The 18,214-nt window shown below is 65.2% G+C and carries 15 protein-coding genes; 10 read left to right on the top strand and 5 right to left on the bottom strand.

Features of this window, described 5'->3' with window-relative positions:
* The first annotated feature begins 303 nt into the window (after positions 1–303).
* Entirely contained in the window at positions 304–1,689 is a 1,386-nt protein-coding gene (locus tag ABD899_RS16010) for a hypothetical protein (protein ID WP_345207814.1), read from the top strand.
* Between the two features lie 487 nt (positions 1,690–2,176).
* On the opposite strand, the gene ABD899_RS16005 is transcribed toward ABD899_RS16010, so the two are convergent.
* From ABD899_RS16005 to ABD899_RS15995, 3 genes are all read right to left on the bottom strand, one after another.
* A complete protein-coding gene (locus ABD899_RS16005; RefSeq protein ID WP_345207812.1) occupies positions 2,177–3,883 on the bottom strand; it encodes a hypothetical protein in 1,707 nt (568 codons plus the stop codon).
* Positions 3,884–4,927: 1,044 nt separating this feature from the next.
* Complete coding sequence (locus ABD899_RS16000; RefSeq protein WP_345207810.1) at positions 4,928–5,464, bottom strand: TSUP family transporter; 537 nt, start codon at positions 5,462–5,464, stop codon at positions 4,928–4,930.
* Between the two features lie 122 nt (positions 5,465–5,586).
* Positions 5,587–6,780, bottom strand: a complete 1,194-nt coding sequence (locus ABD899_RS15995; RefSeq protein ID WP_345207809.1) for a PD-(D/E)XK nuclease family protein — start codon at positions 6,778–6,780, stop codon at positions 5,587–5,589.
* Positions 6,781–7,395: 615 nt separating this feature from the next.
* Here ABD899_RS15995 and ABD899_RS15990 point away from each other — a divergent pair.
* From ABD899_RS15990 to ABD899_RS15960, 7 genes are read left to right on the top strand one after another with little or no spacing between them, the layout of a single operon-like run.
* Positions 7,396–7,650: a hypothetical protein gene (locus ABD899_RS15990; protein WP_345207807.1), complete on the top strand. Its 255-nt coding sequence runs from the start codon at positions 7,396–7,398 to the stop codon at positions 7,648–7,650.
* 3 nt (positions 7,651–7,653) lie between these two features.
* Positions 7,654–8,079 (top strand): hypothetical protein, encoded by a 426-nt coding sequence (locus tag ABD899_RS15985; RefSeq protein ID WP_345207805.1) that lies wholly within the window; start codon positions 7,654–7,656, stop codon positions 8,077–8,079.
* Positions 8,076–10,619 (top strand): ATP-binding protein, encoded by a 2,544-nt coding sequence (locus ABD899_RS15980; RefSeq protein ID WP_345207803.1) that lies wholly within the window; start codon positions 8,076–8,078, stop codon positions 10,617–10,619. Before ABD899_RS15985 ends, ABD899_RS15980 begins: the two co-directional genes overlap by 4 nt.
* Positions 10,620–10,644: 25 nt before the next feature.
* On the top strand, positions 10,645–12,684 hold the full coding sequence (locus ABD899_RS15975; protein WP_345207801.1) for a hypothetical protein: 2,040 nt from the start codon (positions 10,645–10,647) through the stop codon (positions 12,682–12,684).
* Positions 12,681–13,253: a hypothetical protein gene (locus ABD899_RS15970; RefSeq protein WP_345207799.1), complete on the top strand. Its 573-nt coding sequence runs from the start codon at positions 12,681–12,683 to the stop codon at positions 13,251–13,253. The genes ABD899_RS15975 and ABD899_RS15970 overlap by 4 nt, the downstream gene beginning before the upstream one ends.
* Before the next feature lie 3 nt (positions 13,254–13,256).
* Positions 13,257–14,333, top strand: a complete 1,077-nt coding sequence (locus ABD899_RS15965) for a C40 family peptidase (RefSeq protein ID WP_345207797.1) — start codon at positions 13,257–13,259, stop codon at positions 14,331–14,333.
* A 60-nt stretch (positions 14,334–14,393) separates the two neighbouring features.
* Entirely contained in the window at positions 14,394–14,927 is a 534-nt protein-coding gene (locus ABD899_RS15960) for an HD domain-containing protein (RefSeq protein WP_345207795.1), read from the top strand.
* Here the strand turns inward: ABD899_RS15960 and ABD899_RS15955 are convergent.
* Positions 14,919–15,389, bottom strand: a complete 471-nt coding sequence (locus ABD899_RS15955) for an NUDIX hydrolase (protein ID WP_345207793.1) — start codon at positions 15,387–15,389, stop codon at positions 14,919–14,921. The genes ABD899_RS15960 and ABD899_RS15955 overlap by 9 nt on opposite strands.
* Positions 15,390–16,623: 1,234 nt before the next feature.
* Entirely contained in the window at positions 16,624–17,346 is a 723-nt protein-coding gene (locus ABD899_RS15950; RefSeq protein WP_345207791.1) for a phospholipase D-like domain-containing protein, read from the bottom strand.
* A 189-nt stretch (positions 17,347–17,535) separates the two neighbouring features.
* Between ABD899_RS15950 and ABD899_RS15945 the strand changes: the two genes are divergently transcribed.
* Entirely contained in the window at positions 17,536–17,964 is a 429-nt protein-coding gene (locus ABD899_RS15945) for a plasmid replication, integration and excision activator (RefSeq protein WP_345207789.1), read from the top strand.
* Position 17,965: 1 nt separating this feature from the next.
* On the top strand, positions 17,966–18,214 hold the full coding sequence (locus tag ABD899_RS15940) for a hypothetical protein (protein WP_101395208.1): 249 nt from the start codon (positions 17,966–17,968) through the stop codon (positions 18,212–18,214).

Here is an 18,214-nt window from a genome sequence, read left to right as displayed (position 1 = left end):
GGGCGCGAAGCGCCCGGAGCGCGAGGCCCCGGCCGAGCGGCGCGAAGCGCCGCCTTGATCCAGTAGAGGCGAATTCGGCAGAGCATCGGTTGGGGTCGGTTCGGGTGCGCCGCAGCTCGCAGCCCACTTCGCCCACTTAGCCACGCGACCGTCTGCGCCCAAGTATGGGAGGTGATTCGCCACCCGAGTGGGTGCCACGACCCGCGTGATCCGCTACCGCGGCCCATGGATCTCAGCGGCCGCTTGACCAAGTGGCGCCTCTACCTGCCCTCTAGTGCAACCGTGGCCATGTAGAACTGAGTCATGACCGCGGACGATCGTGACTTCCTGCTCTTCGTTGGATCCGCAGACAGCGAAGCTGCCACCACCCGGTTGCGGGCCAGCGGAGCGATCTACCGCAAGAAGCTCTTGAGTTCCAACCCGTCCAACTGGGCCGGGATCGCCAGATTGATCGCGTCACCACGGAACCTAGGGACGCTCATGGTGCTGACTGGCGCCGACTACGCCCGCATCTGCAGTGAGAACTACCAACAGGTAGCGGTGGGCCTGTTGGACGCACTCATCGGCCGGCCCCACCTAATCTTCGTGCACGAGAACGTGTTCCTCACCGACGAGCAGCGAAGGGCTCAGGAGAGCGAGGACGTTGACCGGGCGTCCTTGGTCGACGTCACACCACGCTTCGACCACGAGGACTACTTCGGCATCACAAAGGACGACTACTTTGGGGAAATCCCGGAGGACCTACGTGAGCAGGTCAACTCGATGCTCCGCTCCCGGGGCCTCAACGTCACTCCCTACCGGACCAACGTAGAACGCTCCATCATCGCAAGCGGGTTCATAGAGGACCATGAGCGCCACCTGCTCTTCCGCCTCTACGTGCCCAGCGGGCGTCTTTACGCTCAGGAAGCAGAGACGCTATTGGGGCTATTTCGTGAGTGGTTGGGCCAGACCGGGCGCCGGGGAGTACGGCAAGAGGGCTACAACACGACTGCCGGGCAGGTCTTCGAGTTCTTCAGCGCTGAGGGCGCTCCAGAGGGTGGCCTGACCCGCTACTTCCAAGACTTCTCGGCGTTCCTCGACAGTTGCATGTCATCCCCAGACACCGCGATCGCGCAACTGACAATCACGGGTGTCGGGGAGTCCGCTGCTGCCACGATGGTGTCGAGGTTCGCGACGCAGGCCCGTCGCCTCACCCTCGACCTCAAGCAGCGGAGGGAGGAACGACTCCTGAGCCTTAAGCATCAGTTCGAGAACATATTGCTAGAGATCGGAGATGTCCAAGACGACGATCTCGAGGTCCTCCTGGACGCGTTGCTCCCGCCTGCGGTCGCGCAGGCGATCGTTCCTGGGCAGGCTGCTACGTCGCTCGCACCTATGACCGTGAACAACTACCAACCTCAGTTCGTGAATCAGGTTGCTGGGACGGTGCTCCAGAGCGTTGCAGGAACCGTCCACCTTGGGCCCGAGGCTCACCAACTCTTGGAACTAATCGCTACTTTTGGAGGCGACGAACGCGGGGAGCTAAGCACCGCAGTTCACGAGCTCGAAGACGATGGCGCGCGTGGGGGCGACCGGATAGTTGCGAGGGGCCGCCTAAAGCGGTTCCTCGCTGACTTGGGTAACCGCGGACTCGGAGTCGGCCTAAACGTGCTGCAGAAGTACGTCGAGCACAAGGTCGGCGTCTCATGACATTCGACGCCTGGGAACGCCAGCCGCGTGTGACCGCCGGTGCCATAGAGATTCGCTGGCGGCGCACCTCTGGGTCGCCTCGCCCACTGTTCACCGGCAGATGTGCCGGCCGGTGAACACCCTCCTGCGGAGGTGACGGTTCGGGGACGCCTTACAGCCCGGCACCCTTCCTCCCTGTCGGTGGAAAGTGCGGGTGTTAGCCGCATCCGCTTCGACGATCGCCGCGCTCTTGGCCGTGCGCAGAGTGCCCTATGACCAGCGTTCTTGTCGTGATCGGTTGGTTGGTTTCTGGCTCGTTGGGGTCGGTTGAGGTCGGCGCCCCCTGCAGACGGTGCCGGAGTGGGCGACATGCGGTGTTGTTGTCAGCCGACCACGATGCTCTGGCATGGAGCGAACGGCGCCTCGCGACCATCGCCTGATCGGGTCCTCTGAACGGCCGGCACATGTGTGCTCGCGGCCGCAGTTCATTGCGGCTGAACCCCTGCGCTCACTTGGAGGCGCCATCCTGTTCCAGAAGGTCAGCGAGCACAGCGACAGACTGCCCAACCTTCATCACGACGGCTTCGAAGGCCGCAATTGGGCCCAGTTCCGAGATGCCCAGTTGTACCAACACTGCCCGGGAAGCCGAGTTGCTGAGATGCGCCACGCCGCCACGGGATCGGACGGCATATAGATCCCGCAATACCTTAGAAGAGTCGGCCTCATCACCCAAAGAGGCCAACAACGACTTGAGTAAGGACAGGGACTGTTCTCCCTTGCCCGCCCCACCTCCAACCTCCTTGAGTAGTTTGGAGTCGAGACCATCAACAAACACCTTGGCGATGATCAACAACGGGCCAATCATAGCCGATGGGTCATCAGTTAGCGGACCCATGAGAGACCGGTATTGCTCCCCCAAGTCCGACGGGAGCTCGCGCCAGAGCGGGCGTCCGAACCGCTTTGCTGCGGCGTCGTTCGCTCTCTCACGTGCGCGCCGCAGGTCGCCAATTGGGTCGGGCGAGTCTGCCCACTGACCTAAGAAGTCGCGTCGGAATCGACCCTCCTCCATCTTCCCTTCCGGAGGTACGTTGTGACTTCGCCAATGCCCCCACTCTTCGTGAGGGATTTTGCGGCCGATATCGCCAAGATACACCTCGATCAGGCCCACGGAATTGATTGAGATGTCGACGCCCCACAGGCCCAGGCAGGACAGGTGGAAGGGTGTCACCTCATAACGCGATGGCTCTGCAACGTAGTCCTGAAGGACGGCCCTCCTGAAGTAGACGGGAGTTAGGTAATGGACTCTTGTGCTTGTTTCGTCGAAGTACGTCCCTAGCCTGTCGGGGTCACAAGTATGGGTTAGCAGTTGCCCCGTGTCCGGCGAGACGCCATAAATGAACTCGGGGTACTCCGTGGCAGACTGGAACTCTTCCCATCGTGGCCGCCGAGCTGTGTTTAGGCCCTTGACCACATATTGGCCGCACACCCGGGACATGGAGCGTCGATCGCTGGCCATAAGAAAGTCTGCAATGGCGTAGAAATCGAAGTGCGCCCAGTCGCTGTTGTAGTCATCATCGACGCGGGCAAAGTCGCCTTCCTTGACTTTCGTGACGTAATCGACCTGCAGCAAGGCTGACTTTCTATAGATCTTGAGGAATGTGCGGAGCTCCTGTGCCCGGACTTCGACTTTCCAAGACTGGTCACTCACTTCATAGCGGATCAGTTCATGTTCACGGCCGCTAGCGCTGACGTAGTGCCAGCCGTTGGCCACAGAAAATGCGTCCCAAAACCATAGAAATGGGAGACTCACGTCTACTTGGGGAACCGTGGAGCCGCTCGGCTGGCGTACTTGAACAAAGAACTCGGAGAGCACGCCGCCATCGTCATTGGTCAATCCATCGTCATACCCCGCCTCGCCATCCGACGTCGACCAGACACCGAAATCGCCCAGATCGCGTCCCACCCACGTCGTGTCCGCGAGGGCAGAGTCCTCTCTCCCCTGGTGGATGAGCACGCAACCACGACCGCATTGATTGGCGACACCATGGGCGTTCTCCTCGACGACCAACCAGCTTGAGGGGTCCGGATCGATCCCGACTAAGTAGTCCTGAGGCCAGAGCTGTTCTGGGTATTCGCCTGGTGGGCGCTTCCAGGAGGTGGCGAGGTTAGTGCGCTCGGGACCGGCCGTGTAGCCGGGAATGACGGGAATGCTCACGCCTGCACCGTAGGCCACGGGTCAGACACAGTGAGGGGGCGGCCGCCCAAGTCCGGTGTCGACCGGGGCGTCACCTTTTCGAAGTGATGTTGACAGCATGCTGCGCACATCCGTTCGCCGACTACTTGATGTCGCGCTCTTGCTGCGGAGCCAGTGGCCGGCCTACAGACGCTGCTTCACGGTTCCACGGAGATCACCATGAGCCCCCTCTGCCGTGAGGCGAGTAGCGCGGAGTCCGGCGGACGCGCATGGTGCGCTGCGACGCCGCTGGCGTCCTAGCAGGTCCTGAGTCGGGCCCGGCAGCTGCGGTGGTCTACGGCAGTCCCATCGACCTAGAGATGGCGGCCGCGGCCACCTCTACCCCGATGTCTCGGGCGGCCTTCACGCCGGCCGTTCCTGCCCGCTTCAGTCGGCCAACCGTTCTTGGGCCGTCCCCGCGCAGCGCTGTCTCCTCAGCTTGGCCGATCGCCTCACCTGCACGCGCCATCTCCGGGTCCGAGACAGCCTTGCTCTCCAAGTAGCTGCGCAATCGACCCAACTCCTGGGCCAAGGTGCGAAGGTCTACGTCGTCCAACGACTCGCTAGGTCCATCCAAGGCCGCGGCTATGACTCGGGGCTTCGGATCCTTGCCACTCCAAGAGAACTCACGTGTCTCCCGCACCGTCACTTCCGTGAGGTGCCCGTGACCGCACCTGGGGCAGTCCCCCTGGGGGCGCAAGAAAGACGCGTAGCCGCAACTTGGGCAACGCCACTCTGGCACCTCTCGGGTTACTCGTGCGACCACTTCACGAGTGTTGCACCGGTTAGGCCACGTAGCACGCGGAAGTCGGGACTGCTCCGCCCATCACTGCGTCAATACGCCGCCCGGATTCGCTCTCATATTCGGAACTGGGCGCGGCAGTGGCAGGCACCCCGACGGCAGGACGGGTCAGTTCTTGAAGAAGTCGGGAGCCAGTTCGGCGCCCCCATAGCTCTGAAGTGCCACGGCAGCGTCGTACGCCGCCTTGTCCCTCAGTTCGTGTTGTGAACCATCGTTCGTACTCATCAAGAATCGGCCGTTGTCCTCGCGGAACGTGGCCCCCTCCAAGGGGATGCTTTGACCTGCCATAAGGCGACTCTACGACTAGCACGGCGGCTGCGGGCTCGACCTACGAGGACCGACGCGAAGACATGGCCGAGCTCAGCCTTCTGTCCACCAGGGGCGATCAAGACCAACAGAGCGGCGAGCACTCGGTACAGGGTCGCGGAAGCCATGCGTATCGCCCACGAGGCCCCCACCCATGCCCCCAGCAGACTGCCTGCCAACAGGTTTACCACTGCTGGCCAATGCGCCATCACGTCGGCCAACGGCACCGCCCCCAGTCGCGCCGGGATAGCGGCGATCACCACCACCAGACTCATCGCCTTGTTCACGATGACCGCCGCGAGCGCCGCGAACCCGAAGGTGCCGATCAACAGCGGCAGGCGAAACTCGGCACCACCCAGACCGACAAGCCCGCCGAGCAAACCAACCGCAGCGCCCCCCGCGAACGCCGCGACCGGTGACCGTCGGACGGGAACTGCGACGGTGGGCTCGGGCACGAGCGTCAGGCTAGCCGTGAACAACGGAGCCGATCGATCACCTCAGTTGTGAATGGATCAGCCTGCGTCTCATCGCCGCCTGGAGGCGTGACCCCGGTCGCGAGAAGATGTCCTTCACCGCGTTACTGCAGGGCCCGGCTGTCGTTCAGCAGTGCCAAGATCTCGTCGCGCAGCCGATCGTCCTGGGGATCCAGACCATCGAGCACTTCTTGCATGGAAACTTCGGACTGGCGGAACTCCTTGGTGCTGTGCCGCCAGACGAATATGCGTGTGTAGTCGGGGTCCGAGAGGGGGTTCGGTGCCGACTCGTGCTGTGTGTGCCACGCGGAGGGCCCGAAGATGAGCTGTATGTCGTCAGCGGGACCGTCGCCGGTCTCCAGGGGCAGGATCACCTCCCATCGCCACTTGCCGACGTAGTTTGCAGCGACCTTCCGGACAACCGTGCGGGAAGAGGCGGCGTCGAGTTGCCTCGTCAGCACGGTGCTGCTGTACGACTTCAGTCGGTCTTTGACCTGTTGAAGGAGGACTCGTCCCTCGCCGAAGCGTGCACGCGCCTGCTCGTGCAGGTCGCTCGCGAACTGCTCTGCGACCCGGTCGATGTTGTTCTGCGAATACCGCACAGCTTCTCCGGTGTCGCACATGGCGACGACGAAGTCGAGCACCTTCCGCTCTTCCATGGGGCCTCGTCCCTTCACGTACTTGCGATGCATCTGGTCGATCAGCGAGAAGGCCTCGGGGCACTGCCGCAGGTACGTTCGGTCGTTGACCAGGGCCTGCCGGAGCGCCTCGAGGACCGATTGGTAGGTCACGACCGCGGCGTTCTCCCACCCTCTTGTGAGCCGAGATCGGTCGAGCTGGTGGCACAGCATCACAACGACACCGCGACGACTGTCGCGCTGGCTGTACCGCAGGTACTGCTCATAACCGTGCCCGTGGCCGTCCGAGGTGCCGTAGTTCTCGACAACGATCGTCGTGGACTTGCTCTCCAGGACGAGGTCTGCGATGTCCATCCCGCCGGCATCCTGGGCGGTATTGACCTCTTGACGCACCCAGTAGCCGCCGGGTTCCAGAGGCTCGCCGTCAGGAAGGCTTCGGTTCACCTCGCCAATGAAGATGTCCGCGAACGCCTCCCCCAAGCCGTGAGTTTCCTCCGCGTCCAACAACCACCGGAACACGTTCGAGATCTGCTTCTCGTGCGTGCCATGGTGCATGACGTCGAAGAGGTTGAACCCTCCGTCAAGGGACCGAGCGAGCGTCGGTAGAAGCTGAGTCACCAAGTCTTGTTCGCCCATGGCTCCTCCACGAACCGCCAGCACCTGCAAGCGAGCCTATGGCGACAACTGAGTCTGATGTGAGCCTTCAGAGAGTCCCGTGACCAGGTGTAAGCAACGACATAGCCCCCGTCACCGAGGCGCTTGACACCCGATGGCTGATCAGGAGTGCGGTGAGGTATTGGCCCAGGAGCAGGGACGCCACTCGGGAGGCTATCGGTGGCGTCGCCTTTGCCGGCGCCCAGGTCGTGGCGACCTTGCCCCGCCAGTCGGTCTTCACAGTCACAGCCGCGTGGAGGTGAGCAACACAGCGCCAATGGAACCGAGTCAGTCCCCGCTTCCATTCGAGGGCGGGTTCCTCATAGCGGAGCCTCTGTAGGGCCTGGCGGGTTGGGTCAAGGGTGGCCGCAGGCCATCACGAAGTGACGCCGTAGGCGCCCTTGACGCGTTCCGCCAGGCCCGGATGATGGCGAGCGGGGGAGCCAGCCCACACCCACGCCAGCCCCGCGAACCTGGCATATCGAGGCCGTGCGTCCTCGTCCCCCGCTCGTCGCGGGGTTATCCACAACTTGCGGCATCTCCTTGAACGACGATCGGGCCTCTGGCGGACTTGATGGCAGGGGACCTTCCGGCCTTCTGCCGTTCGATCAAGGGGACACCATGAACCAGTTCGTCGCGCTCGCCAGCGCCACCGGGGACACCGCCAACCTGCAGGCGTGGATCAAGGGCAACATCATCCCGCTGCTCCTCCTCCTCATCGCCGTCATGCTCTTCGTCTTCGCCCAGCGCGGGGACAACTCGAAGGCCATGCGCGTCGTCGCCGGCGTCATCATCGCGCTCGCCGTCCTCGGCGTCGCCACCACCGGCCGGGCCGACGAGGTCGGCACCTGGCTCGCGTCCCTGGTCATGGGCTGAGCCATGCGCCTCCCCGTCGATGACGAGATCTACAACGTCAACGCCGTCTGGCTCGGCCCCCCGGGCAAGACCCTGCCGTTCCGCGCCCGCTACGTCGCCTACGCCGTCGGCGCAACGGTCTTCGTCCTTCTTCAGATCGTGGAGCGCCGCCTCGGGATCGGGGTCAGCTTCTTCGCCCTTGCCTACACGCTCCTGGTCACGGTGGGGGTCACCAAGCTGGTCCTGGGAGTGGTCGACCACGACCGACCCCTCGGCGCGGTCCTTCGGGGGCTGGTCAACGAGGTCAACGCACCGCGCGCCCAGACGCGCGGGACAACCTCCACCATCCGTCCGGCCCGGGTCCGCGCAGTCCCCCCGCGCCCGGGCCGGGCCGCCCGTCGGGGACGCCACGCGGAAGCCGCGGCAGTGACCCACGGGGGGGCGGCATGAGCAGCCGGGGCCTGTCTGTGCGGCGGATTACGGGCCACTGTACGGTCGCTGCCGACCGAGTCACCGCCTGGTACCAGCTCGCACCGCAGAGCTGGTCGTTCCGCCCGGACAACGCGCGGGAACGGCTCATCGTCGACACCGCCGATGCCCTCGCGCAGCTGACCAAGCGCAACCTTCACCTTCGCGTGACGACACGTCCCTACCCGGTCTCGAGGTGGGCCGAGGCGCACCACGCCAATGCACCCGCCCCGCTGCCGGATTGGCCCGATCACGTCATCCGCGATCAGATGCAGCTCGCCAACAGCAGCATGGCCGACAAAGAGGTCTACCTCGGCGTCGACCTCGGGACGTCGCGCCGAGTCCTGCATGCACTCAGCGGTTTGACGGGGAGGGCCGCCGACCGGGAGGTCGCCGCGATGGCGAAGCCCATCCGCGAGATCGACGAGCTCCTGCGGCATCCGGGCTTCGAGGGCACGCCTGCCTCGCCCCGGCAGCTGGAGTGGCTGCTTCACCGCTCCTGCTCACTCGGGCTGCCGGCCTCCCTGACTCTGGGGGCGGCCGAGGACGCGGAGTGGGAGCGCGACGACCTCGGCGAGTTCACTGACCACGTCACGTGGACCGCCGTGCCCTACGGGCGAACGATCGTCGTTCGTGGGGAGGCGGAGGGCGCCGAGATCCAGCGGCATGTGTGCGTCCTGTCGGTGGGCCGGATGACGGACCTCGAGATCCCGCCGGGCGTGCCGTGGATCCAACGCACCGATCAGCTGCCGTTCCCGGTCGAGTGGTCGGCGCGGGTGACGATCGAGGATGCCGGTCGCGTGGGCCTGGCGATGCGGCGCAACATCCAGCGCATCCGCTCCCAGAAGGAGCACTACGAGCACGAGCACGCCGAACCAGCCCCCGGGGCTCTGGACCGGCAGGCGTCGAAAGCCCTGGTCGTGGAGGACGAGCTGTCGTCGGGGCTCTCCGGCCTGAGCACGCGCACCGCTGGCTGGTACCGCATCGCGGTCTCGGGAGCCACAGAGGAGGAAGCCTTGGATAGGGCCACCGCCGTGCGGCAGCTCTTCGCGCCGCAGGTGACGATCTCCCGGCCTGCCGACCAGTACGCCGTGGCCCGGGAGTTCATCCCGGGGGAGAAGCTGGGGACGACGGCATACAAGCGCCGGATGCCGGTGACGACGTTGGCAGCGGCGGTCCCGACCGCCACCGCCAAGGTCGGCGACCGGATCGGCATCCACCTGGGGGAGACATCGGGCACCTCCTCCCGTGTTGTCACCTGGGAGCCCTGGGCGGCGACCGAGCAAGCCGAGGAGTCCGGGCTTGCAGTGATTTGTGCGGGTCTGGGCGGTGGCAAGTCGACCGCCGGCGGCAACATCATCTACCGCACGGTCATGCAGGGCGTGTCGTGGACCGTCCTGGATCCGTCCGGTCGGCTCACGGCCTTGTGCCAACTGCCGCAGCTGGCTGCCGTGTCCAAGGCGGTCGACCTGCTCGACGCCGCACCGGGAGCGCTCTGCGCCTACCGGGTCATCGCGGAGCCGCGACGCGAGCACTTCTTCGGTGAGGTGGAGTGGCGCGTCGCCCAGGCGAACGCTCATGCCACGCGTCGGCTCCTGGCGAGCAGTGTGCTGCGCTCCGTCCTGCCGAGGCAGATGCAGGACCACGTGCTGACCGAGGTGGCCCTCATGCGTGCGGTCGGGGAAGTGTCCGCCGCGACGACGTCGAGCCTCAGCGACGTGGTCACCGCTCTCGGCCGAGTCGATGGTGACCCGGAGCTGCAGCGCCACGCGGGCTACATGCACGACTTCCTCGCCGAAGCTGCCCGGACCAGCCATGGGCGACTGCTCTTCCCGCCGGGGTATCGGAACGACTACACCGCCGACGAGTCGCTGCTCACGGTGTACTCCCTGCGAGGGCTGACCTTCCCCGACGACAAGGCCAAGGGAAGTGAGGACCTCGACGAGCGGCTCAGCATGTGCGTCCTCTACCTGGCTGCCTGGCTGGCCCAGCGAGCGATGTACATGGGCGACAGGCATGCCCGGAAGGGAATCTTCATCGACGAGGCCTGGGCCCTGTCCACCTTCACTACCGGTCGCCGGTTCATCGAGCGGGCGGGCCGGGACAGCCGGAAGCACAACACCCGCGTGCTGATGGCCAGCCAGAACCCGTCCGATCTGCTGCGGCTGGACCTGGCGAACCTCGTGTCGGCGGCGTTCATCGGTCGGCTCACCGACGAGAAGGCGCAGGAGGACGCGCTGCGGTTCATCCCCGGCATCCAGCCGGGACAGGGGTACGAGGCCATCTTCGAGTCGCTGTCGCGTCCCACTGCGACCGGTCGCCGTGGACCGCGGGAGTTCGTGTTCAGCGACGGTTCGGGCGGCGTCGAACGGATCCGCATGGACCTGTCCGCTCACCCCGAAGTGCTCGAGGCTCTGGACACCACCGCTGACCCGACGAAGACCCGAACCTACGGCGTTGGGCCGTCTTCTGCGCACGCGGTTGAGGGTGCCTTCGACGGCGCCGTGCGACGGAGTGCCTGAGATGAGAGCGCGCGCGAGGATGCTCGTGGCCATCGGCATCGGGATGGGACTCGTCGGCTTGGGTGTCGTTGCTGCCCCCGTCTCCTCAGCCACGCCGCAGGGCGAGGTGGGCACGGTTCGGGCGCATCCCGGCATCCCCGGGATCCCAGACTGCAAGGACGCGCCTGTCCCGGAGCAGCCTGGAACCGGCCTCCCCGGTGCGCTGGATCCGGCGCCGGATCCTCTCCCGGTTGCGGGGGATCCCTTCGTCCAGCAGCCGTCGACGAGCGTCTACGATCAGTACGGCTACGCCGGTCTCAGGTGGCACACGTACGACCTGGGATGCGGAGGCTCGGTGCGCGATCCTGCGGCGGCCACAGACACGATGATCGGCAACGTGCTGCTCTCCTGCGCGGTGTGGCTCACGGCCGCGACGAACGGGCTGCACAACAAGGTGGCACACCCGGCCTCCTACATGCGCCCGCTCGACAGCGTTGTCGAGACCGTCACGACCCGGCTGCACGAGTCGATCTGGAGCCCCTGGGGCGCGGTCGCAGTTCTGGGAGTTGCTGCCTTCCTGCTGTACCAGGCGATGCGCGGTCTCTTCCCCACCGTCGTCGCGGGGGCCGCGTGGGCCGCGCTCGTCCTCGCGGTCGTGGCGGCGATCACGCAGTACCCGTCGCGGGCCAGCAGCTTCTTCGACGACACCATCGCCTCGACCATCGGCTCCATCCAGTCGCGCACGGCAGGCATTGACGCATCGACTCAGCCGGGCGAGTCAAGCGCGCGCGCCCAGGGCGCCCTCACGGTGGACCGGGTTCTCTACGACGCATGGCTGCGGGGACAGCTCGGATCCTCCGATTCGGCGGCGGCCAAGCGCTGGGGGCCGACCCTGTTCCGAGCCAGCGCCGTGACCTGGTCGGAGTCGGCTGCGGCCTCCACGCCGGAGGCAATGAACCAGCTCAACGAGGAGAAGGGGAGTCAGTGGAAGGACACCGCTGACGAGATCGCCGAGCAGGACCCCGCCACGTATGTCGTCCTTCAGGGCAAGGCCGGCGGGCGGATGGGCACCGGCTTGATGGCACTCTTCGGCGCCGTATTCGTCGACCTGTTCCGGCTTGTAGCCGACGTCTTCCTGCTGGCGGGTCTTGTGATGCTGCGCCTCCTCGTCATGTTCCTTCCCGCTGCGGCAGTCATCGGTGTATTCGCCCCGTTGTCAGGGGTCGTCAAGCAGATGGCCAACATCGGTGGTGCCGCGGTCGTCAACGTCGTCGCCTTCTCGGCTGGCTCCGTCGTCTACACCGCGGCGATCTCGGCTGTCCTGAGCACGGCGGATGACATCGGTATGGGGATCATGGCCCTCGTCCTGTGCCTGGTCATCACGCTGGCTGCGTTCGTCCTGATGGCACCGCTGCTGTCGTTCACGCGGATACTCGGCCACTCGGGTCGGCGGATGCGTCGGCATCACCTCGGCCGGCAGCTCACGCGGTATGTGGTGACCCGCCAAGGTGTCAACGACGGTACGAAGAAGGCCATCGAGGACAGCCAAGATGACGAGCCCGAACCCACGGTCCCGGCGGACGACGGAGGGCGCCGGGCTGCCGACGCTCCGCCTCGAGCTGAGACCTTCGCGCGAGCGCAGGTGGTCTGGGACGTGACAAGTGACGGGGGTCTGAGTCGCACGTCAGCTTCGCCCCGTTCGCGCGTCGACCCGAGAGTCCTGACGACGCAGGGCGTACGGCCGACCTCGCCGGACGTCAGGCCCGAGCCGCGCGAATCTGCGCTTCTCCGCGAGGGTTCCAGCGACCGGCGGCGGCGCGAAACCCCGGCCCCGCCCGGGGACCGGCGCGCAGTCGTGGCCCCGTCCGGACTTGTTCACGCTCCCCAGCCGGCGGGAGGCGTCCTCCAAGGCGAGGTGCTCACCGGCAGCATTCATCGCGTCCACCAACCGGCTGTCGTTCCAGCGCACGACGCCAATGCGCCGCTCGCCGATGACGGCATCGGGTACTTCGTCTACGACCCACGAACCGGCGCGATGCTCCATCGTCGGCCCGGAGTCGACGACCTGGATTCGGATGCGTCATGAGCGGCATGCGTGAGGTCGGCTGGTGGCGGTGGCCCCTGTGGTCGTGGCGCAACATGGCCGTCACGGTGATGGCGGTGGTGATGCTGGTTGCTGGCCTGGGACGCGTCTCGGGCGGTTCCGAGCGCGTGGCACCCGAGGGGCGGGCGGTCGAGGCGGCGGCCAGCGCATCCGGCGTTCCCGCACCTTCCGCTCCGGCATCGGCCGCGTCCGCATCTCCAGCGCAAAGCGTCGCCCCGGCGACCCTTGAGTCGCCCGGGGATGTCGCGGTCGCCTTCGTGGGGATGTGGGCCCGGCCCGACGCCGAGGTTGAGGAGTGGCGGTCAAGCTGCAAAGCCCTTTCGACACCCCGCTTCGCGGCGATCTTGGAGGCCGCCTCCTCGGCTGCGGTCCCAGCGTCCCGCGTGGTCGGGGACACCGAGATCCTTGAGCGCAGCGAGGCCAGCGCACGAGTCCGTGTCCCGACGGACGGCGGGGCGGTACACGTCGCACTGGAACGAACGTCAGCCGGGTGGCTGGTCGATGGCATCGAGCCCGAGGAACTCACCGTGGCGTTGGCGTCGAGGAGCTGACCCATGGACCCTGTGACGGCGCTTGCGGCTGCCGAACTGAAGAGGCGTCTCTGGCGGATCCTCCGCCGCGTGCTGGCGGTCGTGATGCCACTCCTGCTCGTCGGTGCTTTGGCGATGGGTGTCTTCACGTCAGCGCTGTTCGCCGGCGACTCGAGCGGGGACCAGGAGAACGCGTCGTTGAGCTGCGGCCTCGTCGCGCGTCCCGCAGCCGTCGATATCGGATCGTTGGATGCCGAGCAGCTGGCGAACGCCCAAACGATCGTCGCGGTCGGCCGGGCTCTGGGTGTGCCGTCGAAGGGGTGGGTCATCGCGTTGAGCACTGCCCTGCAGGAGTCGACGCTGCGCAACCTGCCCTACGGTGACCGCGATTCCATCGGACTGTTCCAGCAGCGCGACGCCTGGGGTAGTCGGGCTGAGCGGCTCGACCCTGCCACCTCGTCCGAGATGTTCTTCCTGGGCGGCCGAGGCGGGCAGCGCGGCCTGCTGGCCATCCCCGACTACCTCAGCATGCCCGTGACTCGAGCTGCGCAGGCCGTGCAAGTGAGTGCGTTCCCTGACGCTTACGCCAATTGGGAGGGGCTCGCCCTCCAACTGGCCGGAAACCCCAGCATCTCGAGCGCCGCGTGCACGTCCGGTGCTGGCAGCGGTGAAGGCGCGAAGGTCATCGAGGTCGCCCTGACGCAACTGGGGATCCCGTACTCGTGGGGCGGTGGCACGTTGAGCGGACCCGGGCTCGGGTTCGGCAAGGGCGCCTCCACGGTTGGCTTCGACTGTTCGAGCTTCACGAGGTACGTGTGGTTCCAGGCCACTGGCATCACGCTGCCGCGGGTCGCCAGCGACCAGGCTGCCGCCGTGACGCGCGTGCCGCTCAGCGAGGTCCGAGCCGGCGACCTGCTGTTCTTCCACGACCCACGTGATCGGCCAGGTTTCTTCCACCACGTCGGTCTCTACGACGGGCAGGGCAACATCATCCACACACCCAGAACCGGCCGAACCGTCGAGGTGAAGCCCATCGACCTGACCGTGGCTCGTCCCTGGGGGGACACCGTCGTCGCTGGCCGCCCAGGCCCCGCCTCGTGAAGCTGCCAACTCCGTCCCACAGGGGCGTGAGGGACAGGCGGGCACGTAGCGTTGCGCCTCATGAGGACAGCAGACGCCCGGCGACTCGCAGAGGAGTGCCTGGCGACGTCTCACCCCGAACGGTGGTGCCACGTTCAGGCGGTGGCCGCGCGAGCTGTCGAGGTCTCGCAGACCGGAGCGGATGACGACCCTGTGGTCAGTGCGGCCTGGCTTCACGACGTGGGCTATGCCCCGCTGGCGCGAGATTCGGGTCTGCACGCGCTTGACGGGGCCAGGTACCTCGCCGGTCTTGGAGCAGACCCTGTGGTCGTCTCGCTCGTCGCGTTCCACACCGGGGCGGAGTACGAGGCCGACGAGCGAGGTCTGGCGCGCGAGCTCGCAGCCGTCCCGCGACCTGAGCAGGCCCTGCTGGACACATTGATCCTCTGCGACCTAACCGTCTCTCCGACGGGGGAGCAGGTGGCCGTGACCGCGCGGCTGGACGAGATCGTGGCTCGGTATCCGGCGTGGGACCCCGTCCATCGTGCGGTGCTGAGGTCGCGGCCGTATCTCGAGGCCTGCTGCGATCGGGCCCAGACGGTGCTGTCAGCCTAGGAACGGGGTGCTGCGTTCCTCGAGGGCGTGTTGGATTCGCATTCTCATGGAGGGGTGCATGTCCAAGCCATCGAGCTCCTCGGGACGCACCCACACGACCTCACTGCTCTCGCTGCTCGTACAAGCCTCTCCGCCCACGAGCCGGGCGCGAAAGGCGATCGAGAACTGCTGGCGTACTTCGCCGTCGTCGTATGCCATGACGTGACGGGGGTTCGTGTACGTCCCGGTGATGGTCTCGACCTCTACGTCGTAGCCGGTCTCTTCTTTGACCTCTCGAACGACAGTGTCGACGATCGACTCCCCGATCTCATGTCCACCCCCAGGTAGAGCCCACAGGCTATTGTCGGTCTTGTGAATTAGGAGTACCCGGGATTGTTCGTTCAGCACCACCGCGACAACGGAAGGCACAACACTATTGGCCTTTGGTGCATGTGGATCGTCGACGTAATCGATTCGCGTCATGCCTCGATCCTAACTCACAGGACAACTTCGCTGGGTCTTTGAGGGCCTTCACGTTGCCCTTCCCCTTTCGTCTGGATGCAGCCCGGCATGGGGCGATCAACCCGGCTCGTCCTAGTCAGCGCGAGCCGCCTTATGCTTGCTGCGCAGCCATGCGCCTACCCCCAAGACGCCAGCGCCCACTAGGGCCGCGAGGATCTCATGCCCCCAGTCCGCCTTCCAGCTATCTCCGACGTCAGTCGAAATCCAAGACATCCTCAATTCTTTATCTGCATCGCCTGAGCATGCGAACGTCCCTCTATTGAGTTCTTTGCTTTCGCACTCATAGGTACGAATCGCCATGCAATTAGGGCAGACGCTGACCTGAACAAATGACGCCTTGCCGGAGAGGCCCAATATCTCACGGACGGATCGCTCTCGCGGCGCGGTCTTGAAGAATTTCTCAATGTCGTCAACTTTTGAGACATATGGATAGCGGAAATTGCTCAAGTTCTCCCGGGGCTGCCATCGTATTGACGAGTAGTCCACTGGTACCCCGTTTTCGACTTCGCGACTAACGGCTAGTGTGTCCAGCGCGACCTGCACCTCGAAGGAATACCGAACGGGTCTCTTTGCCTTCTCGCCAGAATCCGTTGACACAACTATCGGAGCGGGGTTTATGCGGATGGCCTGCCCCGCCTTCGCCTCGACCCACTGCCTTGTGCAGGTTATCTTGCGTTCGTCCTTGTTATCCGTGCAATCCGCCCAATTATCTTGGTACTCGACATCGCGATTAATCCTCAATATCCAACTTTGATCCGCGGCTGGATCTTCGGGTGAGCGCGCCACTAGGTCTTGCGAAATCACTAGAAAGGATCTGGGCCGAATCCCAATCCAATTCCGAAGTCTTAGTCTTTCGGTCTGGACTACAATATGGGTTGGCTCCGCCACGGCATCTTCGAATGTGGCCGCATTAGCGGGTGCAAAGAACACTTCCACGGGTGAGGCCCGGTTGGGTTGATACCGCGTGAATTGAGGAAGTCCCCATGAAACGACCCAGCAAAGAACTAAGACGTAGACGGCCGCCCCGATGACCAAAGGTCCTCGCTTCTTGAGGCGAGCGATAACTCGGCTACGGCGAGCTCGCCGTAGCGAGGCGTCGCGTCGGTTAGCAACCTTCGCGTTTGGGTGTGGCGAGCGTGATACGGGCACGGAGTCAGGATTGCTGTCGCTTCGTCCGGAGTCCAGCAGCGACTCACTAGTGAGCCGGACGTTGTGCCTCTCGTGCCCTGGCATACGCGAGTTGCCAGACACGCTCGAATGAGGCTGTGTGGCTGTCGAAGTGCCGACCGCCGGTCAGGCGTCTCACATGTAGCACCGCCGAATGGTTGGCGGGGGCGCCGAAGAGGTGATGGTTGGCGAGCAGGTCGTTGTCAAAGCGGAAGATGGAGCAGTAGAGCGTGCTTGAGTGCGCACGCACCGAGATCTCGGGCTCCCTCAAGATTGGATCGAGGTACTTCCACGTGAGCCGGCACCGTTCCGCCAGCGACTCCCCAATACCCTCCTCTACCCCGCGAATACGAACGGCGTCGGAGTCAGGGTCGCCGAAGGCTAGGCGGACACGGACACCAGTTCGTGCCTTGGCGATCAGCACCTCGTCAACATCTGGCAGGGAGTCGTGGATGAAGCTTGCAGCGAACGCCAAGATGTCGATGGACTCGATGGCGTTGTCGAAGAGGCTGTGCCACAGCGAGGCTGGGATCGAACCGCGATTCGGGTAGACGGTCACCACCTCGGCCCGACTCGCTGCTGAGACATATGAATCGCCGTAGGCATCGGGCCACAGGTAGACCTCGTCCTGAGCGAGAGCAGCTGCCACTCTCTGCCGGTTGGAGCGGTGGGGCACGCGTCCGTTGGCGATCCAACGGTCGACGGTCTTCGGGTCGACGTCGATGTGCGCGCCGAGCTCGGCGGACGTCATCCCAGACGAAGCGAGAGCACTTCTGAGCCGGTCATTGGTCATTGCCCCTCCCCCAGGACGTTTTCGGCCCTTTCCTCAAATCTAGGACGTCCTGAGACGTCCCGCGAGGCGGTACCGAGGTCCTGTGGATAACGGTCTGCTGGTCGTAGCCAATTCGGCTATCCAGAGTCCTGGGAAGGGGACACAACCATGGCCATCGCCCGACGCTTCAAGATCTCGCACCACGAGGTGTTCCCTCACGGTGCGTACATCGTCTCGCCCGTGACCGCGGTACTGGACTTTGACCAGTCCACGCGCGACGCCAAGGTGCAGCAGACCGACAAGGACACCGGGGAGCTCATCTGGTCCATCGACGTGCTCGATGCCGACCCGGAGGCGCCGAAGAAGTCCAAGACCGTGAGTATCAAGTTCCTCGCCAAGGTGCAGCCGGTGCCGCCGGCGAACGACAGCACCTCGCCGTTCACGCCCGTCGAGTTCTCCGGCCTGACGGCCCTGGCGTACATCGACGACAACGGCAACCGTCCCCGGATCGCCTGGTCTTTCCGCGCGGAGTCCATGCACGCGCCCGGCAAGGCCACTCCGAAGGCGTCGGCGTCCGGCGAGGGTCGGGCGGCGTGACATGCGCGCCATCGACACGGTCGCCTGGACGGAGACCCTCGGCGTCGGGCGAAAGGAACTGCCGTGGGCGCTGAAGGCCAAGGCGCGTCAGGTCGCCGACCTCTACGAGGACGTGAACCGCATCCGGGCGACGCTCGCGCACGGCCCGGACGAGGAGCTTGTCATGATGCTCACTGCGGCCACCCGCTCGCTCGCCGCAGCCGGCACCCGCATCGCCGAGACCCTTGGCGACGTCAACAGGACGGCTTGA

Origin of the sequence: Fodinibacter luteus, from assembly GCF_039541575.1 — a bacterium.
Taxonomy (GTDB): Bacteria; Actinomycetota; Actinomycetes; order Actinomycetales; family Dermatophilaceae; genus Fodinibacter; species Fodinibacter luteus.
Note: the sequence above shows the minus strand (reverse complement) of the source record. Positions and strands in the feature narration are given on the sequence as shown.